This is a genomic window from Vibrio sp. E150_018, assembly GCF_053544035.1.
In genome coordinates, this window is record NZ_JBHGNY010000025.1 from 1 (window position 1) to 15,407 (window position 15,407).

13 protein-coding genes, 1 pseudogene and 1 riboswitch are annotated in these 15,407 nt (G+C 41.6%); of the genes and pseudogenes, 3 read left to right on the forward strand and 11 right to left on the reverse strand.

Translation table 11 applies throughout. The annotated features are described in order from the left end of the window. Positions 1-117 precede the first annotated feature (117 nt). Positions 118-1,041 carry a glutathione S-transferase family protein gene (locus ACE3G9_RS15230; protein WP_449219594.1) on the reverse strand — a complete coding sequence of 308 codons (924 nt, stop codon included), beginning with the start codon at positions 1,039-1,041 and terminating at the stop codon, positions 118-120. A gap of 167 nt (positions 1,042-1,208) precedes the next feature. On the opposite strand from ACE3G9_RS15230, the gene ACE3G9_RS15235 reads away from it, so the two are divergent. Continuing rightward, positions 1,209-1,511, forward strand: a complete 303-nt coding sequence (locus ACE3G9_RS15235; protein ID WP_449219595.1) for a cysteine-rich CWC family protein — start codon at positions 1,209-1,211, stop codon at positions 1,509-1,511. A 96-nt stretch (positions 1,512-1,607) separates the two neighbouring features. On the opposite strand, the gene oppF is transcribed toward ACE3G9_RS15235, so the two are convergent. The 5 genes from oppF to ACE3G9_RS15260 all read right to left on the reverse strand — a co-directional run bounded on the left by oppF (position 1,608) and on the right by ACE3G9_RS15260 (position 7,344). Then, positions 1,608-2,669 carry a murein tripeptide/oligopeptide ABC transporter ATP binding protein OppF gene (gene oppF / locus ACE3G9_RS15240; protein WP_449219596.1) on the reverse strand — a complete coding sequence of 354 codons (1,062 nt, stop codon included), beginning with the start codon at positions 2,667-2,669 and terminating at the stop codon, positions 1,608-1,610. Next, complete coding sequence (gene oppD / locus ACE3G9_RS15245) at positions 2,666-3,640, reverse strand: oligopeptide ABC transporter ATP-binding protein OppD (protein ID WP_449219597.1); 975 nt, start codon at positions 3,638-3,640, stop codon at positions 2,666-2,668. The genes oppF and oppD overlap by 4 nt, the downstream gene beginning before the upstream one ends. A gap of 36 nt (positions 3,641-3,676) precedes the next feature. Continuing rightward, complete coding sequence (gene oppC, locus ACE3G9_RS15250) at positions 3,677-4,579, reverse strand: oligopeptide ABC transporter permease OppC (RefSeq protein WP_449219598.1); 903 nt, start codon at positions 4,577-4,579, stop codon at positions 3,677-3,679. A gap of 15 nt (positions 4,580-4,594) precedes the next feature. Continuing rightward, positions 4,595-5,515 carry an oligopeptide ABC transporter permease OppB gene (gene oppB / locus ACE3G9_RS15255; RefSeq protein WP_449219599.1) on the reverse strand — a complete coding sequence of 307 codons (921 nt, stop codon included), beginning with the start codon at positions 5,513-5,515 and terminating at the stop codon, positions 4,595-4,597. 194 nt (positions 5,516-5,709) lie between these two features. Further along, complete coding sequence (locus ACE3G9_RS15260; RefSeq protein WP_449219600.1) at positions 5,710-7,344, reverse strand: ABC transporter substrate-binding protein; 1,635 nt, start codon at positions 7,342-7,344, stop codon at positions 5,710-5,712. Between the two features lie 958 nt (positions 7,345-8,302). Between ACE3G9_RS15260 and ACE3G9_RS15265 the strand changes: the two genes are divergently transcribed. Then, complete coding sequence (locus ACE3G9_RS15265) at positions 8,303-10,828, forward strand: glycosyl hydrolase family 18 protein (RefSeq protein WP_449219601.1); 2,526 nt, start codon at positions 8,303-8,305, stop codon at positions 10,826-10,828. A 347-nt stretch (positions 10,829-11,175) separates the two neighbouring features. After that, the gene (locus ACE3G9_RS15270) at positions 11,176-12,621 is read left to right on the forward strand and encodes a glyceraldehyde-3-phosphate dehydrogenase (RefSeq protein WP_449219602.1); all 1,446 of its coding nucleotides are present in this window, start codon (positions 11,176-11,178) and stop codon (positions 12,619-12,621) included. 94 nt (positions 12,622-12,715) lie between these two features. Here ACE3G9_RS15270 and moaE read toward each other — a convergent pair whose 3' ends face one another. The 5 genes and pseudogenes from moaE to ACE3G9_RS15295 form a co-directional block, all read right to left on the reverse strand. Further along, positions 12,716-13,174 carry a molybdopterin synthase catalytic subunit MoaE gene (moaE, locus tag ACE3G9_RS15275; RefSeq protein ID WP_417878690.1) on the reverse strand — a complete coding sequence of 153 codons (459 nt, stop codon included), beginning with the start codon at positions 13,172-13,174 and terminating at the stop codon, positions 12,716-12,718. Between the two features lies 1 nt (position 13,175). Further along, a complete protein-coding gene (gene moaD, locus ACE3G9_RS15280; RefSeq protein ID WP_449219603.1) occupies positions 13,176-13,421 on the reverse strand; it encodes a molybdopterin synthase sulfur carrier subunit in 246 nt (81 codons plus the stop codon). A gap of 21 nt (positions 13,422-13,442) precedes the next feature. After that, positions 13,443-13,919, reverse strand: a complete 477-nt coding sequence (gene moaC, locus ACE3G9_RS15285; RefSeq protein WP_449219604.1) for a cyclic pyranopterin monophosphate synthase MoaC — start codon at positions 13,917-13,919, stop codon at positions 13,443-13,445. A 63-nt stretch (positions 13,920-13,982) separates the two neighbouring features. Next, positions 13,983-14,984: a GTP 3',8-cyclase MoaA gene (moaA, locus tag ACE3G9_RS15290; protein ID WP_449219605.1), complete on the reverse strand. Its 1,002-nt coding sequence runs from the start codon at positions 14,982-14,984 to the stop codon at positions 13,983-13,985. A 51-nt stretch (positions 14,985-15,035) separates the two neighbouring features. Continuing rightward, positions 15,036-15,192: riboswitch (molybdenum cofactor riboswitch) on the reverse strand. Positions 15,193-15,292: 100 nt separating this feature from the next. Next, positions 15,293-15,407: pseudogene (locus tag ACE3G9_RS15295) on the reverse strand (IS982 family transposase); the annotation flags it as partial.

Here is a 15,407-nt window from a genome sequence, read left to right on the forward strand (position 1 = left end):
ACATCAGTGTAAATAGCTTCTAAATTAATCATGCCCAAGTCCTTGCGATTGATAGTTCTAGATAAACGATCTGATCGCGACTTGGGCATTTAGTTCATTTCTTATCCGCAGCTCAGGTTAACTATCTAAATCTAATTCTGGTCCTTTAGGCACGACTTGAGTTGGGTTTATACTCTTCTGGCTAAAGTAATAATGACGCTTAATATGTTCAAAACTCACAGTACTTTTGATTCCAGGCACTTGATACAGTGCTTTCATATAGCGATAAAGGTTGGGATATTCAACAATACGTTTTAAATTGCATTTGAAATGACCAACGTAAACCGCATCAAAGCGAATTAAAGTGGTAAACAAACGCCAATCCGCTTCTGTGATTTGCTCACCAACCAGATACTTACTCTGAGACAGGTGCTGCTCCACTTTATCTAACCCTTCAAACAAACTATCAAACGCTTCTTCATACGCTTGTTGGGAGGTAGCGAACCCGGTTTTATATACCCCATTATTAATGTTGGGATAAATAAACTCATTCCATTGATCAATTTCAGATCTCAGTTCTTGCGGGTAGTAGTCATCAGTATTACCCGTTACATCATTAAACTCCGAATTAAACATGCGCAGAATTTCTGATGATTCATTACTGACTATGGTGTTGGTTTTCTTATCCCACAGCGTAGGAACCGTCACACGGCCTGAATAGTCACTTTTGGCCTGGGTATAAATTTGATGAAGCTTCGTAAAGCCAAATAGTGGCTCGGGCTGGCTGAACTCCCAGCCATTTTCCAACATATCTGGGCTAACCACTGTGACATCAATATGGTCGGTTAATCCTTTTAACTCGCGCATAATTAAGGTGCGGTGCGCCCACGGACAAGCAAGAGACACATACAAGTGATAGCGACCTGATTCTGGTTGAAACGTCGCACCTGGCTTATTTTCAATCCAATTACGGAAACCGGCATCTTCACGAACAAATTTACCACCGCTCGATTTAGTGTCATACCAAACATCTTGCCATACACCTTCGACTAACTTACCCATCGTACTCTCCTGTTCTGTATTCTGTTTAGTATCTTCAGTATAAGTAGCCTAGCGCTCAGTCACACCACAACGACTTGACGGTTTTGTTCGAAAGATTTGAAGGAGTGAGCCATGATAAAGTCTCTGTTACAATAAAGCCTCGACTCATTCATTACTGACTTCCCATTATGAAAACACCATGTATTGCAGCTTGTAAAAATAACACGGGGATCTGCTCTGGATGCCACCGCACCATGAGTGAAATTCTTCAGTGGAGAAAAATGGATGATGACGCCCACTCTCAAGTGATGGCCAAACTCAGTGGTAAAAAAAGCACTCATACCTGCCCTGAATGTGGTGACAATACTTTTTGTGATATAGCTGCTGGGAAAGACATTTGCTGGTGTTTTGAAATAGAAGAGCGTGAAATAACTGAAAATTACAACGTCTGTTTATGCCGCCGTTGCTTAGAAAAGAAACCTGTCGTTTAACGCTCACCGCCTAAAACCTTGGTAATAAAAAGAAATAGGCAATAAAAAAGCAGCACCTTTCAGCACTGCTTTGATTCACTTAATTTTCAGGTCGGATTAATCCACTAGCAAACACGATACTGCGTGAACATCGGTGCCTTTAATCTGAGGTTTTTGTTCCGCACATTGCGCAGTGGCAATTGGACAACGGGTTCTAAACACACAGCCTGATGGTGGGCTGATAGGAGAAGGTAAATCCCCTTCCAACATTTGAATCACTTTGGCACGTTCTTTTTTAGGATCGGGAATCGGCACCGCTGACATCAAGGCTTTGGTGTATGGGTGTTTTGGGTTAGCAAATAGTGCATCTGCCTCACCGAGTTCTACCGCATTACCTAAGTACATGACCAATACGCGATCTGAGATGTGTTTTACCACTGACAAATCGTGAGCAATAAACACTAAACTCAAGCCTAATTCACGCTGTAGTTCTTTTAGTAGGTTCACTACCTGCGCTTGAATCGATACATCGAGTGCTGATACCGGTTCATCACAAATGATCATTTTAGGATTTAAAATCAACGCACGGGCAATACCAATACGCTGACATTGACCACCTGAAAACTCATGTGGGTAACGGTTAATCACGTTCGGTAACAAACCAACTTTATCCATCATGGCTTTTACTTTGGCTTTCACTTCTGCCTTCGATAGCTTTGGATAAAACGTCACTAGGGGCTCAGCAATAATATCACCAACGGTCATACGAGGATTAAGCGACGCCAACGGATCTTGGAAAATCATCTGAATTTCTTTGCGCTTCTCACGTTTTTGTACCGCTTGCATACGCGTTAAATCTTGGCCTAACCACAGCACTTCGCCTTCGGTGGCTTCGACTAAGCCAATAATTGCGCGAGCAAACGTTGATTTACCACAACCAGACTCGCCTACCACACCCAAAGTCTCGCCTTCATATAAGCGAACATTAACGCCATCAACTGCTTTTAATTTAGCTGGTTTTGACCATGGCCAAGCGGATTTCGAGGCAATATTAAAGTGAACTTTTAAGTCTTTGATATCCAGTAGTAAATTTTTATCCGTTAATGCTACTTTTTCAATTTTTGTTGTAGGTTCAACCGTACTTGGTTGTTCTGTTTTTACTTCATTTGTAATACTCATGACTTCCAAGTCTCCCATTCAGAAAAACAAGCACGGAAACGGTCTTCACCAAATGGTAGAAGTTGTGGTGCTTCTTGACGACAACGATCGGTAACGCGGTGACAACGTTCTTGATACGGACAACCCGTTGGCAAACGTAGCAAATTCGGTGGGTTACCTGGAATGGTTGGTAATTCTTCGCCTTCAGTATCAAGACGAGGAATGGCACGTAGTAAGCCTTCGCTGTATGGGTGGCTTGGTTTATAGAAAATTTCATCGACCGTACCGTATTCCATAGTACGTCCAGCATACATTACCAGTACTTTGTCACAAGATCCGGCAACAACACCTAGGTCATGGGTGATCATAATAATTGCGGTGTTAAATTCCTCTTTAAGCTCATTCAACAAGTCCATGATTTGTGCTTGAACCGTTACATCTAGTGCGGTAGTCGGTTCATCGGCAATCAGTAGTTTCGGGCGACAAAGCAATGCCATTGCAATCATCACACGCTGACGCATACCACCAGAGAACTCATGTGGGTACATATTAATACGCTTACGAGCTTCTGGAATTTTTACCGCTTCAAGCATACGTACCGATTCTTCAAACGCTTCGGCTTTTCCCATGCCTTTGTGCAACATTAATACTTCCATTAACTGATCGCTAACCTTCATATATGGGTTCAATGAGGTCATAGGATCTTGGAAAATCATCGCAATTTGTTCTGCGCGGATCTTATTAAGCTCTTGTTCTGGCAAGTTTAAAATTTCTTTGCCTTCAAATTTGGCACTACCGCTGATCACACCATTTTTTGCTAACAAACCCATGATGGCAAAGACGGTTTGGGATTTACCAGAACCAGACTCACCTACAATGCCAAGGGTTTCACCTTGCTTGATTGAAAAACTTAAATCGTTAACCGCAGTCACCATGCCGTCTTGGGTTTTAAACTCAACCCTTAAATCTTGTACATCTAATAAATTACTCATTATCTTTCCTTAAATTCTATTTGGCTTAGGCAGCAATTAACGGTCTTTTGGATCTAACGCATCGCGCAGACCATCGCCGACATAGTTAAAGCAGAACAGCGTGACTACCATGAACGCGGCAGGGAAACCTAATTGCCAAATAGCAATCTCCATGGTTTGTGCGCCTTCTTGCAGTAGTGCCCCCCAGCTGGTCATTGGTTCTTGCACCCCTAGACCTAGGAAAGATAAGAAAGACTCGGTCAGAATCATACTTGGTACGAGCAGCGTTGAATAAACGGCAACAATACCCAGCACGTTTGGCACAATGTGACGAGTAATAATTTTCCAGTTGCTTACGCCACAAACGTGCGCGGCTTCGATGAATTCTTTATTACGTAGACTGAGTGTTTGACCACGCACAATCCGTGCCATATCAAGCCAAGCAATCGCCCCTATCGCAACGAAGATTAAAATGATATTACGACCGAAGAAAGTCACCAGTACAATCACCAAGAACATGAAAGGTACGGCGTATAAGATTTCCAAAATACGCATCATAATACGGTCGATTTTACCGCCGATAAAGCCCGAAGCTGCACCGTATAAAGTTCCGATTAATACCGCAACAAATGCACCTAGAACTCCAACCATCAGAGAGATTCGACCGCCCATTAAGGTACGAACATATAAATCTCGGCCTAGGCTATCGGTGCCGAATAAATGTTCAGTAGAAGGCGCAGCTTGTAATGAATACCAATCGGTATCGTCATAAGCAAACTGGGCGAACATTGGTAGGAAAATCACTGATAATGTAATCAATGCCAAAATCACCAAGCTCACCATTGCAGCTTTGTTACGCATAAAGCGAATACGAGCATCTTGCCAAAGGCTGCGACCTTCAATTTCTAAGTTCTCAGAGAACTTTTCGATCGCTTCTAAATTTTCTTTTTTAGTTAACATAGCGTCAGTCCCTGATTAGTAACGAATTTTCGGATCAATATAAGCCAGTAGTACGTCGACAATGGCATTGAAAAGAATGAAGAGGAAACCAATCAGAATGGTAATTCCCATTACTAGTGAGTAATCACGGTTGAAGGCGGCGTTAACGAACAATTTACCGATACCCGGTAGACCGAAAATAGTTTCGATAACCACAGAACCGGTAATGATGCCAACAAACGCTGGGCCCATGTATGACACAACAGGGAGCAATGCAGGTTTTAACGCATGTTTAAAAATAATGTATTTGTAGCTCAAACCTTTTGCGCGCGCTGTACGGATGAAGTTACTGTTCAAGGTTTCAATCATACTGCCACGAGTAATACGGGCAAACGTCGCCACATAAAGCAGAGACATACCAACCATAGGTAAGAATAAATACTGGAAGCCACCATCTTTCCAACCACCAGCAGGGAACCAACCTAGGTTAATCGAGAAGATATAAATCAAAACAGGTGCTAATACGAATGAGGGCATCACTACCCCGAGCATGGCGGTCGACATAATGGTGTAGTCTACCCAAGTATTTTGCCGAAGCGCCGCAATGGTTCCGACCCCTACCCCCATAATCACAGTAAACACAAAGGCAAAAAAGCCCACTTTGGCAGATACCGGCAAAGCAGCGTAAACCAGTTCATTTACCGTGTAATCTTGATACTTAAATGATGGACCAAAGTCACCTTGTAAAATATTGGTCAAATAAGTGGTGTATTGCACTAATACCGGCTGATCGAGCCCATATTTAGCGTTGATATTGGCCATAACCTCAGGAGGTAATGGGCGTTCGCTCGAGAACGGATTACCTGGTGCAAAGCGCATCAAGAAGAAAGACACCGTGATCAATACCAACAAGGTCGGTATCGCTTCGATAAGCCTTTTAAGAATAAATTTAAACATAGTAAAACTTCCAGTTGTGACTAATAAATAGCTTGCCCATTATCAATGAACATTCCTTGTTATACCCGTTTTACTTGGGTAAATATTATTTTTATTATTATGATTTTGTATTTTTAAACGGTGAGAAAGATTGCTTTAGAAAGATTAAAATAGGTTCTGCATGTCTCCATACAGAACCTAATCTTTATCAATGATTATTTGGCGATTTTATACAGATCTTTAGTATAAATTTTATCTTCCGCATTATTCATAGGATAACCACCGACTAGTGGAGACACTAAACGTGCTTTTACATATTGGAAGATTGGTGCAATTGGCATATCACGAGCCAATAGTTTTTCTGCTTCCGCGTACAAATCAGCACGCTCTTCATCGCTTGTCGAATTAAGTGCTTTTTCCATTACCGCATCATACTCTTTGCTATGGTAACGAGGATCATTCGAACTGTTGTTAGACTGCATTAAAGACAAAAATGCAGATGCTTCGTTATAGTCACCACACCAACCCGCACGAGTGACGTCAAAGTTACCCTGACGACGCGTATCGAGGTAAGTTTTCCACTCTTGGTTTTCTAAAGTCACATCAACCGCGCCAAGTGATTTTTTCCACATAGATGCAATCGCAACGGCATTTTTCTTGTGGTTATCATCGGTGTTATAAAGCAGGTTAAATTTAAGAGGATTCGACTTATTATATCCAGCCTCTTCTAACAATTGCTTTGCTTTCTCATTACGTTCTTTTTGTGTCCATGTACCGTATTCCGGCATAGTTGGATGGAAACCGGCAGTAATTTCTGGTGTTAAGAAATAAGCCGGTTTTTGACCTTGGCCAAGCAAGATACGAGTCATCACATCACGGTCGATAGTATAAGAAAGAGCTTTACGCACACGTACATCATCAAACGGTGGCTTTTGGTTATTGAAACCATAGTAATAAGAACATAGGTTACCCACCACTTTAACATCTTCAGGATGCTCTTTTTGTAGACGTTTAAATTGCTCATTTGGCAACTCATCCGTCATATCAAGTTCACCAGCTAAGAAACGGTTCATTTCAGCATTTTGGCTTTCGATTGGTAGATAAGTCACTTTATTGATAACCGTACTGTCGTTATCCCAGTAATTCTTATTACGCACTAGCACCATGCGCTCATTCAGTACCCAGCTATCCAGGACATAAGCACCGTTACTTACAAAATGTTCAGGCTTCGTCCACTGATCGCCCCACTTCTCCAGTACTTTTTTATTCACTGGTTTAACCGTGGTATGCCCCATCATTTTCACAAAATAAGGCACGGCAGATTCAAGGCTCACTTCAAGCGTATTTGCATCAATTGCTTTCACGCCAAGAGTTGATTTATCGGCTTTGCCAGAAATGATTTGCGCGGCATTTTTCATGGTAGTCATTTCTAAATACCATGCGTATGGCGATGCAGTTGCAGGATCAACAGCGCGTTGGAAAGTAAAGACAAAGTCATCAGCCGTGACAGGATCGCCATTTGACCATTTTGCATCTTTACGTAAGTGGAAGATAAAAGTTTTGTTGTCTTGAGTTTCCCAACTTTCAGCCACACCAGGAACAACGTTACCGTCTGCGTCTTGGTTCACTAGGCCTTCAAATAAATCACGAATCACATTGGATTCAGGCACGCCTTCGGTTTTCTGCGGATCGATAGAAGCAACTTCTGCACCGTTGCCTTTCACCAATTCTTGTTTTTCCGCTAATTTAACGCCTGCAGGTACTTGAGCAGCAGAAGCAGAAAGAGAAGCAGCACCGAAAGCAAGACCGGCACCAAGTAGGATCACCTGAGTGATTTTATTTTTACGCATATGGGTAAACTCCAATTTTTTATATTAATGCATCCGTGACATCTTTATATCGATTATAACTATCTAGCATTGGTCAATTAGTAGTCTTCACTAATTTTTAAAGTTTTGTTCGATTTTTACTCTAACCAGTACCGTTATATCGATATATAGAGCGGAGTAAGCTATCAATATTTTCTGGGATCCACCACAACAAAATAATAAAAACATAACATAGATTACACTTTTCCCTATTAACAGTATGTATATCCAAATGAAATCGATTGCATAGTTAAATTCACTCTGTCTATGTGAATATCAATCTTTGTTACTTCCCTTCTATAACCCAAAGTAGTTGGAGTTACAGTGACGACAAGTGAATGAAATCCCATGGACATAGTTCGTCTATTCAATTGAGAGGAATAAGTGCAGACAACAAAAAAGCTTCAAACACAACGGGGATATATACCCAAGTAACTTCAAGATGCGAGTTTCAGCAAGAATAAAACAAGCTTTAGGCAAGGCAAATTGGACATGATCATAGTTATTCTGTCTCTGTTCAATTTAACGCCATTTAAAGCTTGTTTTAACTTGCCCTTCGGGAGCTTCATCCAAAAACCTTTATGCCGCCTCAGATTGGTTTGAAAGGTGCTTACATTCCTTCGCCAATCTTCCTTGCCTAAAGGTTTCGATGATAGCTCTGAATTCTGCATCTTGAAGTCACTTGGGCGTAGTTCAATTTTTATTACTTTCAACCCTATTTTTGACAAGTTTTATCAAATAGAGACTTCAAGTAGACTTTGCCTGAAAGATATTTCATAACACGAATTATTATTTGTATATCGATTCAAAATTGTCTTTTTGCTCTTTGTTGACCCATAGTATCTCATCAACACTGCTCCTGATGCACAAGTGAAGTGCAGGTTTCACTTGAACTTTTTTAGGTGAGCACATTAAGAAAGGACTAAAGAGAGAAATGACTATGAAACGTTTCAATCTCACAACCGTGAGTATTGCACTAGCATTAGGGTCTGCCTCAGTCATGGCTGCCCCGACAATGCCAAGTTTGGATATGTACGGATCTAAAAACCTTAAGTTTTCTAAAATCGATCTCGCGATGGAAACAACTTCAGGTTACAACGACATGGTTCAATACCATGATAATGCCCAATTAGACATTATCTTTAATCAATATAGCGGTGAAAGAGGTGACACTTACAACATTTACTTTGATGGGGAAAAAGTCGCAACCGGCCCGATTAGCGGCAGTAAGACCACAGCATCATTTGAATATGCCCAAGGTGGTGTATTTCAAATGGAAATCGAAGCTTGTGATACGACAAGTTGTACGAAAACGCAACCTACTGAGCTTTCCATTGCCGATACCGATGGTTCTCATCTAAAGCCATTAACCATGAACATCGATCCAAATAACAAAACTTATAATACGGATCCAAATACAGTAGTCGGAACCTACTTTGTTGAATGGGGTATTTATGACCGCGGATATACCGTTGATAACCTTCCAGCCGATAATCTAACTCATATCCTTTATGGGTTTATCCCTATCTGTGGACCAAATGAATCTCTTAAATCAGTAGGCGGTAACAGCTTTAATGCATTGCAAACCGCTTGTCAGGGCGTGCCAGATTACAACGTGGTTATCCATGACCCATGGGCTGCATACCAAAAGAGTTTCAAACAAGCAGGACATGAATACGATACCCCTATCAAAGGAAACTTTGGTATGATGATGGCTCTGAAACAACGTAATCCTGATCTTAAAATTATCCCATCTATCGGTGGCTGGACGCTTTCTGACCCATTTTTTTCCTTCACTGATAAGTCTAAACGCGACATCTTTGTAGCATCCGTTAAAGAGTTCCTAACAACTTGGAAATTCTTTGACGGTGTGGATATTGATTGGGAATTCCCAGGTGGCGGCGGTCAAGCAGCTGACCTAGGTGATCCTGTTAACGATGGTCCAGCTTATATTTCGTTAATGCGTGAATTACGCGCCATGTTAGATGAATTAGAAGTTCAAAATGGTAAAGAATACGAACTGACTTCAGCAATTGGTGTTGGTTACGATAAGTTAGAAGATGTCGATTATGCTGACGCGGCTCAGTACATGGATTACATCTTTGCCATGACTTATGACTTCTACGGTGGTTGGAATAATGTTCCTGGTCACCAAACTGCCCTTTACTGTGGTAGCTTCATGCGCCCTGGCCAATGTGATGGTACAGGTATTGATGCAGAAGGTGAACCATACAAAGGCCCTGCTTATACAACAGACAACGCAATCAATATTTTACTAGAGCAAGGTGTTCCAGCTAATAAACTGGTTGTAGGTGCAGCTATGTATGGTCGAGGCTGGGATGGTGTCATGCCTGAAAGCTTAACTGTAGCAGGTGATCCAATGACGGGTACAGGTAACGGCAAACTAACCGGCACGAAAGAGCAAGGTGTCTGGGAAGCAGGTGTTATTGACTATAAAGGTGTGAAGAGCACTATGATTGGTCCAAATGGTGAAGGCATCAACGGCTTTGAGGCTGGCTATGATGAACAAGCTGAAGCTGCATGGGTTTGGAACCGTTCAAATGGTAAGTTAGTGACCTATGATAGCCCTCGCTCTGTTATTGCTAAAGGTGAATATGTTCGCAGCTTAGGCTTGGCGGGTTTATTCTCTTGGGAAATTGATGCCGATAACGGTGACATCCTTAATGCGATGCACGAAGGGTTAGCGGGTGAGCCTACCAACTACGCACCAACCGCAAGCGCAGGTGTCGATCAAACGGTTGTCGGTCCTGCTACGGTAACATTAGATGGGTCTGCTTCTAGTGATCGTAATGGCAGCATTGTATCATATCAATGGACGCAAACTTCTGGTCCATCCGTTACTCTTCAAAACTCAAGCTCTGCAACTGCTCGCTTTGATATTGCTGAAGTAACCGAAGTCCAAACTTTAGGCTTCTCTTTAACGGTCACCGATAATGAAAGTGCAACGAATATCGATAATGTGGTCATTACTGTTAACCCTATTGATCTAGAACCAACAAATACTGCTCCCGTTGCTAACTTAAGCGCTCCTGATCAAGTTAATGCTGGCGATACCGTAACGGTCGATGCTTCAGGTTCAACTGATGCGGAAGGCGATGATCTAACTTACACTTGGACTTTGCCATCAGGCGTAACGGGTTCAGGTTCAAGCATTAACTTTGTTGCCGATGAATATGAGCAAGATACAACGCTTAACTTTACGGTAATCGTAAGTGATGGTGAGTTGACGAACGAAGCTTCAGCTTCTGTAGTTGTACTGAAAAAGTCAGGCACTATCGATACCTGTGACAACGCATGGGATGCTGCAAACGTTTATACTGGTGGAGACAAAGTCACTCAAGATGGAACCTTATATGAAGCCAAATGGTGGACTCAAGGACAAGACCCATCTCAATCTGGCGAATGGGGCGTGTGGAAAAACTTGGGCGCAGCCAACTGTGACTAAGTTTTCAAAATTCAAATTAACTAAAACCCAGATTAACTAAAACTCAAAGGCTTACTCATTTTTATGAGTAAGCCTTTCGTTTAAACGTATGTAGCCAAGTAACTTCAAGGTACAAGTTTCAGCCCTCCAAATACACCCAACCTTTTTACAAAACCAAATCTTGACGTGAACCAGTTAACAAAAGCTCAATCAAATTTCACATTTTCTTAGCATAATCATCTGTCTGACCATACAATCTTCGGCAAATTTTCTGGCATATCAATTACACGCCAAATAATCACCAACAAGAGTGACACCATGCCCAGAAAACCTGTTTTACTAATCCAGTACTCATAAAAGGTAACCACATGAATGCTCAAGCCCATCAACAAGAATGGCAACAAGCTCAAACCATTGCCGAGAACTTACTACCTAAAATTGCTCAGCTCTACCGACAAAAAGGCGTAGAGCTCCTCATGTTTGGTAAGACATTAATTAATGCCAGTACCATCGACATGATCAAACTGACTCACCTCGCTCATCGCTACACTCACCAATCACTTAATCTACAACAAATTGAACCTCTGATTGAACAGCTTTGCGATATGCCTCTTTCCCCTTGTTATATTGATATTGGCAAACTCAGCCAACAATATAAGTGTCATGAATCCGGCAGTATAGGTCATTTCTTAGTTTCAGAACTGAGAGAGGCGCTAAATGGCCAAACCGTTACCGATCCTAAAGACGTAGTTCTATATGGTTTTGGTCGAATCGGGCGTTTATTGACCCGACTTTTGATTGAAAAAAGCGGTCCAGGTTACCCGCTTTGTTTACGTGCAGTAGTTGTACGTGGAGATAAAGGTGGTGATTTAGAAAAACGTGCCAACTTGCTACGCCGTGATTCGGTGCATGGACAATTTAATGGCAGCATCATTATTGACAAGGAAAATAGTGCGTTAATTGTTAATGGCAACTACATCCAGTTTATCTATGCTAATTCTCCACAAGAAGTGGATTACAAACAGTATGGAATTAAAGAAGCATTAGTTGTAGATAACACGGGAGTATGGCGTGATGCGCAAGGGCTTAGTCAGCACTTAGAATGTCCAGGCAGCTCAAAAGTATTATTAACTGCGCCCGGTAAAGGTGAAATCAAAAACATTGTCTTTGGTGTCAATCATCAAGATATAGAAGCTTGCGATAGCATCGTATCTGCCGCCAGCTGTACTACCAATGCAATAACGCCAGTACTAAAAGCGGTTAATGATCGTTATGGTATTTTATCTGGTCACATCGAAACTGTGCATTCATATACCAATGATCAAAATTTAATTGATAACTTCCATAAAGGCGAACGCCGTGGCCGCAGTGCGTCATTGAATATGGTGTTAACCTCAACTGGAGCGGCTAAAGCTGTCGCCAAAGCACTACCTCAATTACAGGGGAAACTCACAGGTAATGCGATCCGAGTTCCAACGCCAAATGTATCAATGGCAGTGGCTAATTTGAATCTAGAAAAAAACACAAACAAAGAAGAGTTGAACCACTACTTACAACAAATGGCGTATCGCTCTGAGTTATCACCACAAATTGACTATACACAATCCACGGAAATTGTTTCGACGGATTTAGTTGGTTCACGTTATCCAGGAGTGGTTGATGGGGCTGCAACCATCGCGCAAGATAATCGCTGTGTTTTATATATATGGTATGACAATGAGTTTGGTTATAGCTGCCAAGTGGTTCATTGCATGGAACACATGATGGGCGTTCGTTTCCAAACCTACCCTAAATTAACGTCGTTAGAAGTCTAAACTAAGTCGTTCACAAACACATAGTTCAAAACAAATAAAAGCTTCTGAGCAAATATGTTCAGAAGCTTTCATATTATAAAGTATCAATTTTAATCTACTTCCAGCGATCCGCCGCTTTGGCATCTGAATCACGAGAATCTACCCAGCGAACTTCTTCGGTTGTTCGTTCTTTCTTCCAAAATGGTGCTTGAGTTTTTAAGTAGTCCATCACAAATTCACAGCCTTCAAATGCCGCATTACGATGCGCACTTGAAACACCAACGAATACAATTTGATCACCCAAGTCTAAATCGCCAACACGATGGATCACACGAATATTCAAAAGTGGCCAACGTGATTTTGCTTGTTCACATATCTGAACTAAAGAACGCTCAGTCATTCCTGGATAATGTTCTAAGCTCAATCCGGTGACTGAATCTCCAAGGTTCATATCTCGCACTTTACCAACAAAGGTTACTATCGCGCCCGCATCAGTACCTTGTGAAAGTTGCTGATACTCAGCACCAACATCAAAATCTTCAAACTGTACGCTAACCATTTCTGCCGAAGACATATTAGCCTCCTGTTACTGGTGGGAAAAAGGCAACCTCATCACCAGATTTAAGCACGGTATCCATTTTCACCATATCTTGGTTAACCGCCACCAGCAATTTACCAGATTGTAGCGCTTGCGCCCATTGTACACCTTTGTTGCATAACTGCTGACGTAACGACTCTGCTGTAACCTGATCGGCCTCCACTGTCACTGAATCAACACCAATTAGCTCACGAGTTTGAGCGAAAAATAAAACCTTAATCATTGTTCAACCTTCCCAAGATTATTAATTAGCCACGAAACGACCAGACTTACCGCCAGTTTTTTCAAGTAAACGAACTTGACCAATCACCATATCTTTTTGCACTGCTTTACACATATCGTAAATGGTCAACGCCGCCACTGAAGCTGCGGTTAGCGCTTCCATTTCAACGCCCGTTTTACCAGCTAGTTTACATACAGATTCAATGCGAACTTGATTGGTTTCCGGCTTAGCTTCTAACTGAACTTCTACTTTTGAAAGCAGTAAAGGATGACAAAGTGGAATTAAGTCCCATGTTTTCTTGGCCGCTTGAATGCCTGCAATACGTGCCGTAGCAAATACATCACCTTTATGATGCGAACCCGATACAATAAGGTCTAATGTTTCTTTAGACATGGTGATCCAAGCTTCAGCCCGCGCTTCACGTACCGTTTCTTGTTTAGCAGATACATCAACCATGTTGGCTTCGCCAGAGGCGTTAATATGAGTAAATTGAGACATGGATATCATTCCTTATTAGAAATTTTTAAACGGAAAGATGAAACATAAAGTGATAAGAGGAAATTAACCGCCGATAGAGGCCAGGTGTGGTGTCATCCCCGTTTTGCCTTCCTGTAAAAAGTGGCTGACAGATTTGGTATCGAGCGCGCCTTGAATTCGTGCAATAAGATCTTTTTCTTGCTCATCCTGTTGCAACAAATCACGCAACTCTACGCCTTCTTCGCCAAACAAACACAAATGCAGTTTGCCTGTCGCAGAAACACGCAGACGATTACAGGTTTCACAAAAACCTTTTTCATACGGCATAATCAGGCCAATTTCACCTTGATAGTCAGGATGCACAAACACTTGCGCCGGCCCATCATTGGCTTCTTTCACCTTCAGTAGCCAGCCATTTGCAATTAAATGATTACGAATGCTGACACCAGATTGATGTTGCTGTTCAAATAATTCATCCATTTCACCAGTTTGCATTAACTCGATAAAACGTAATTGAATCGGGCGATCTTTAATCCAGTTTAAAAAGCTCGGTAACGCATGGCCGTTAAACTGCTTCAGCAAAACAACGTTTACCTTAACCTGCTGATACCCAACTTCAAATGCACGATCAATACCAGCCATCACTTCATGAAATTTGTTTTCACCGGTTATTTGATGAAACAAACGAGGATCAAGGCTATCAATACTGACATTAATATGCGTTAAACCAGCCTCTTTCCAATCGCCAACTTGCTTAGCCATACGGTAACCATTGGTTGTAGTCGCAACCTTAGTAATGCCCGAGGTTTGTGCAACGGATGCAACGATGTCATTGAAGTCTTTGCGTAATGTCGGCTCACCACCAGTAATGCGGACTTTAGTAGTACCACAATCAGCAAAGGCATTAACTATACGTTTAATTTCAGCTTGATTTAAAAAAGACGAGTTCTTCTTTCCGGTTGGATGGTAACCATCAGGCAAGCAATAGGTGCATTTAAAATTACACACATCGGTAATCGACAGACGTAAATAGTAAAACTTGCGCGAAAAACGATCGACAAATTGAGCATTTTCTGTAGTTGATATGGGAGATGCCACATCGAATACGCCCGAAAAATCAGGAATATATTGGGAAACTAATTGAGTCACGAAACACCTTTCCAAATACGGGAGGAAGGCTCATTTCTAAACCAACCCTGGTGACAGTATGTCACTGGCTTTAAAAACGTATCCAGTAGTCATTGATACAATGAATAATGAACTTAGTAATTAACGCTCGGAGTTATGACGTGATTGCTGATAAATAAACCAGCAACACTACTTTTAAATGGTACGCAACAAAACGAGATTTTTCCATACCCATTTAGGCATAAGGCCGTTATATTTAGTTAACCTCAGATCTGCATAAGAAATTGTTTTTCTAGCCGAGTAACTTTAATACTCGGCTTTTTTTCTTGAAAACTATAAGCAATTAATCCTGCGACTAAATTCACCATGAAGCTGATACAG

Excerpts from the sequence above, each read along its gene's own strand:
- ACE3G9_RS15235 (WP_449219595.1), top strand. The coding sequence starts at position 1,209 with ATGAAAACACCATGTATTGCAGCTTGTAAAAATAACACGGGGATCTGC.
- moaE (WP_417878690.1), bottom strand. The coding sequence starts at position 13,174 with ATGTCTTCGGCAGAAATGGTTAGCGTACAGTTTGAAGATTTTGATGTT.
- moaD (WP_449219603.1), bottom strand. The coding sequence starts at position 13,421 with ATGATTAAGGTTTTATTTTTCGCTCAAACTCGTGAGCTAATTGGTGTT.
- ACE3G9_RS15260 (WP_449219600.1), bottom strand. The coding sequence starts at position 7,344 with ATGCGTAAAAATAAAATCACTCAGGTGATCCTACTTGGTGCCGGTCTT.
- oppB (WP_449219599.1), bottom strand. The coding sequence starts at position 5,515 with ATGTTTAAATTTATTCTTAAAAGGCTTATCGAAGCGATACCGACCTTG.
- oppF (WP_449219596.1), bottom strand. The coding sequence starts at position 2,669 with ATGAGTATTACAAATGAAGTAAAAACAGAACAACCAAGTACGGTTGAA.
- oppD (WP_449219597.1), bottom strand. The coding sequence starts at position 3,640 with ATGAGTAATTTATTAGATGTACAAGATTTAAGGGTTGAGTTTAAAACC.
- ACE3G9_RS15230 (WP_449219594.1), bottom strand. The coding sequence starts at position 1,041 with ATGGGTAAGTTAGTCGAAGGTGTATGGCAAGATGTTTGGTATGACACT.
- ACE3G9_RS15265 (WP_449219601.1), top strand. The coding sequence starts at position 8,303 with ATGAAACGTTTCAATCTCACAACCGTGAGTATTGCACTAGCATTAGGG.
- ACE3G9_RS15270 (WP_449219602.1), top strand. The coding sequence starts at position 11,176 with ATGAATGCTCAAGCCCATCAACAAGAATGGCAACAAGCTCAAACCATT.
- oppC (WP_449219598.1), bottom strand. The coding sequence starts at position 4,579 with ATGTTAACTAAAAAAGAAAATTTAGAAGCGATCGAAAAGTTCTCTGAG.
- moaC (WP_449219604.1), bottom strand. The coding sequence starts at position 13,919 with ATGTCTCAATTTACTCATATTAACGCCTCTGGCGAAGCCAACATGGTT.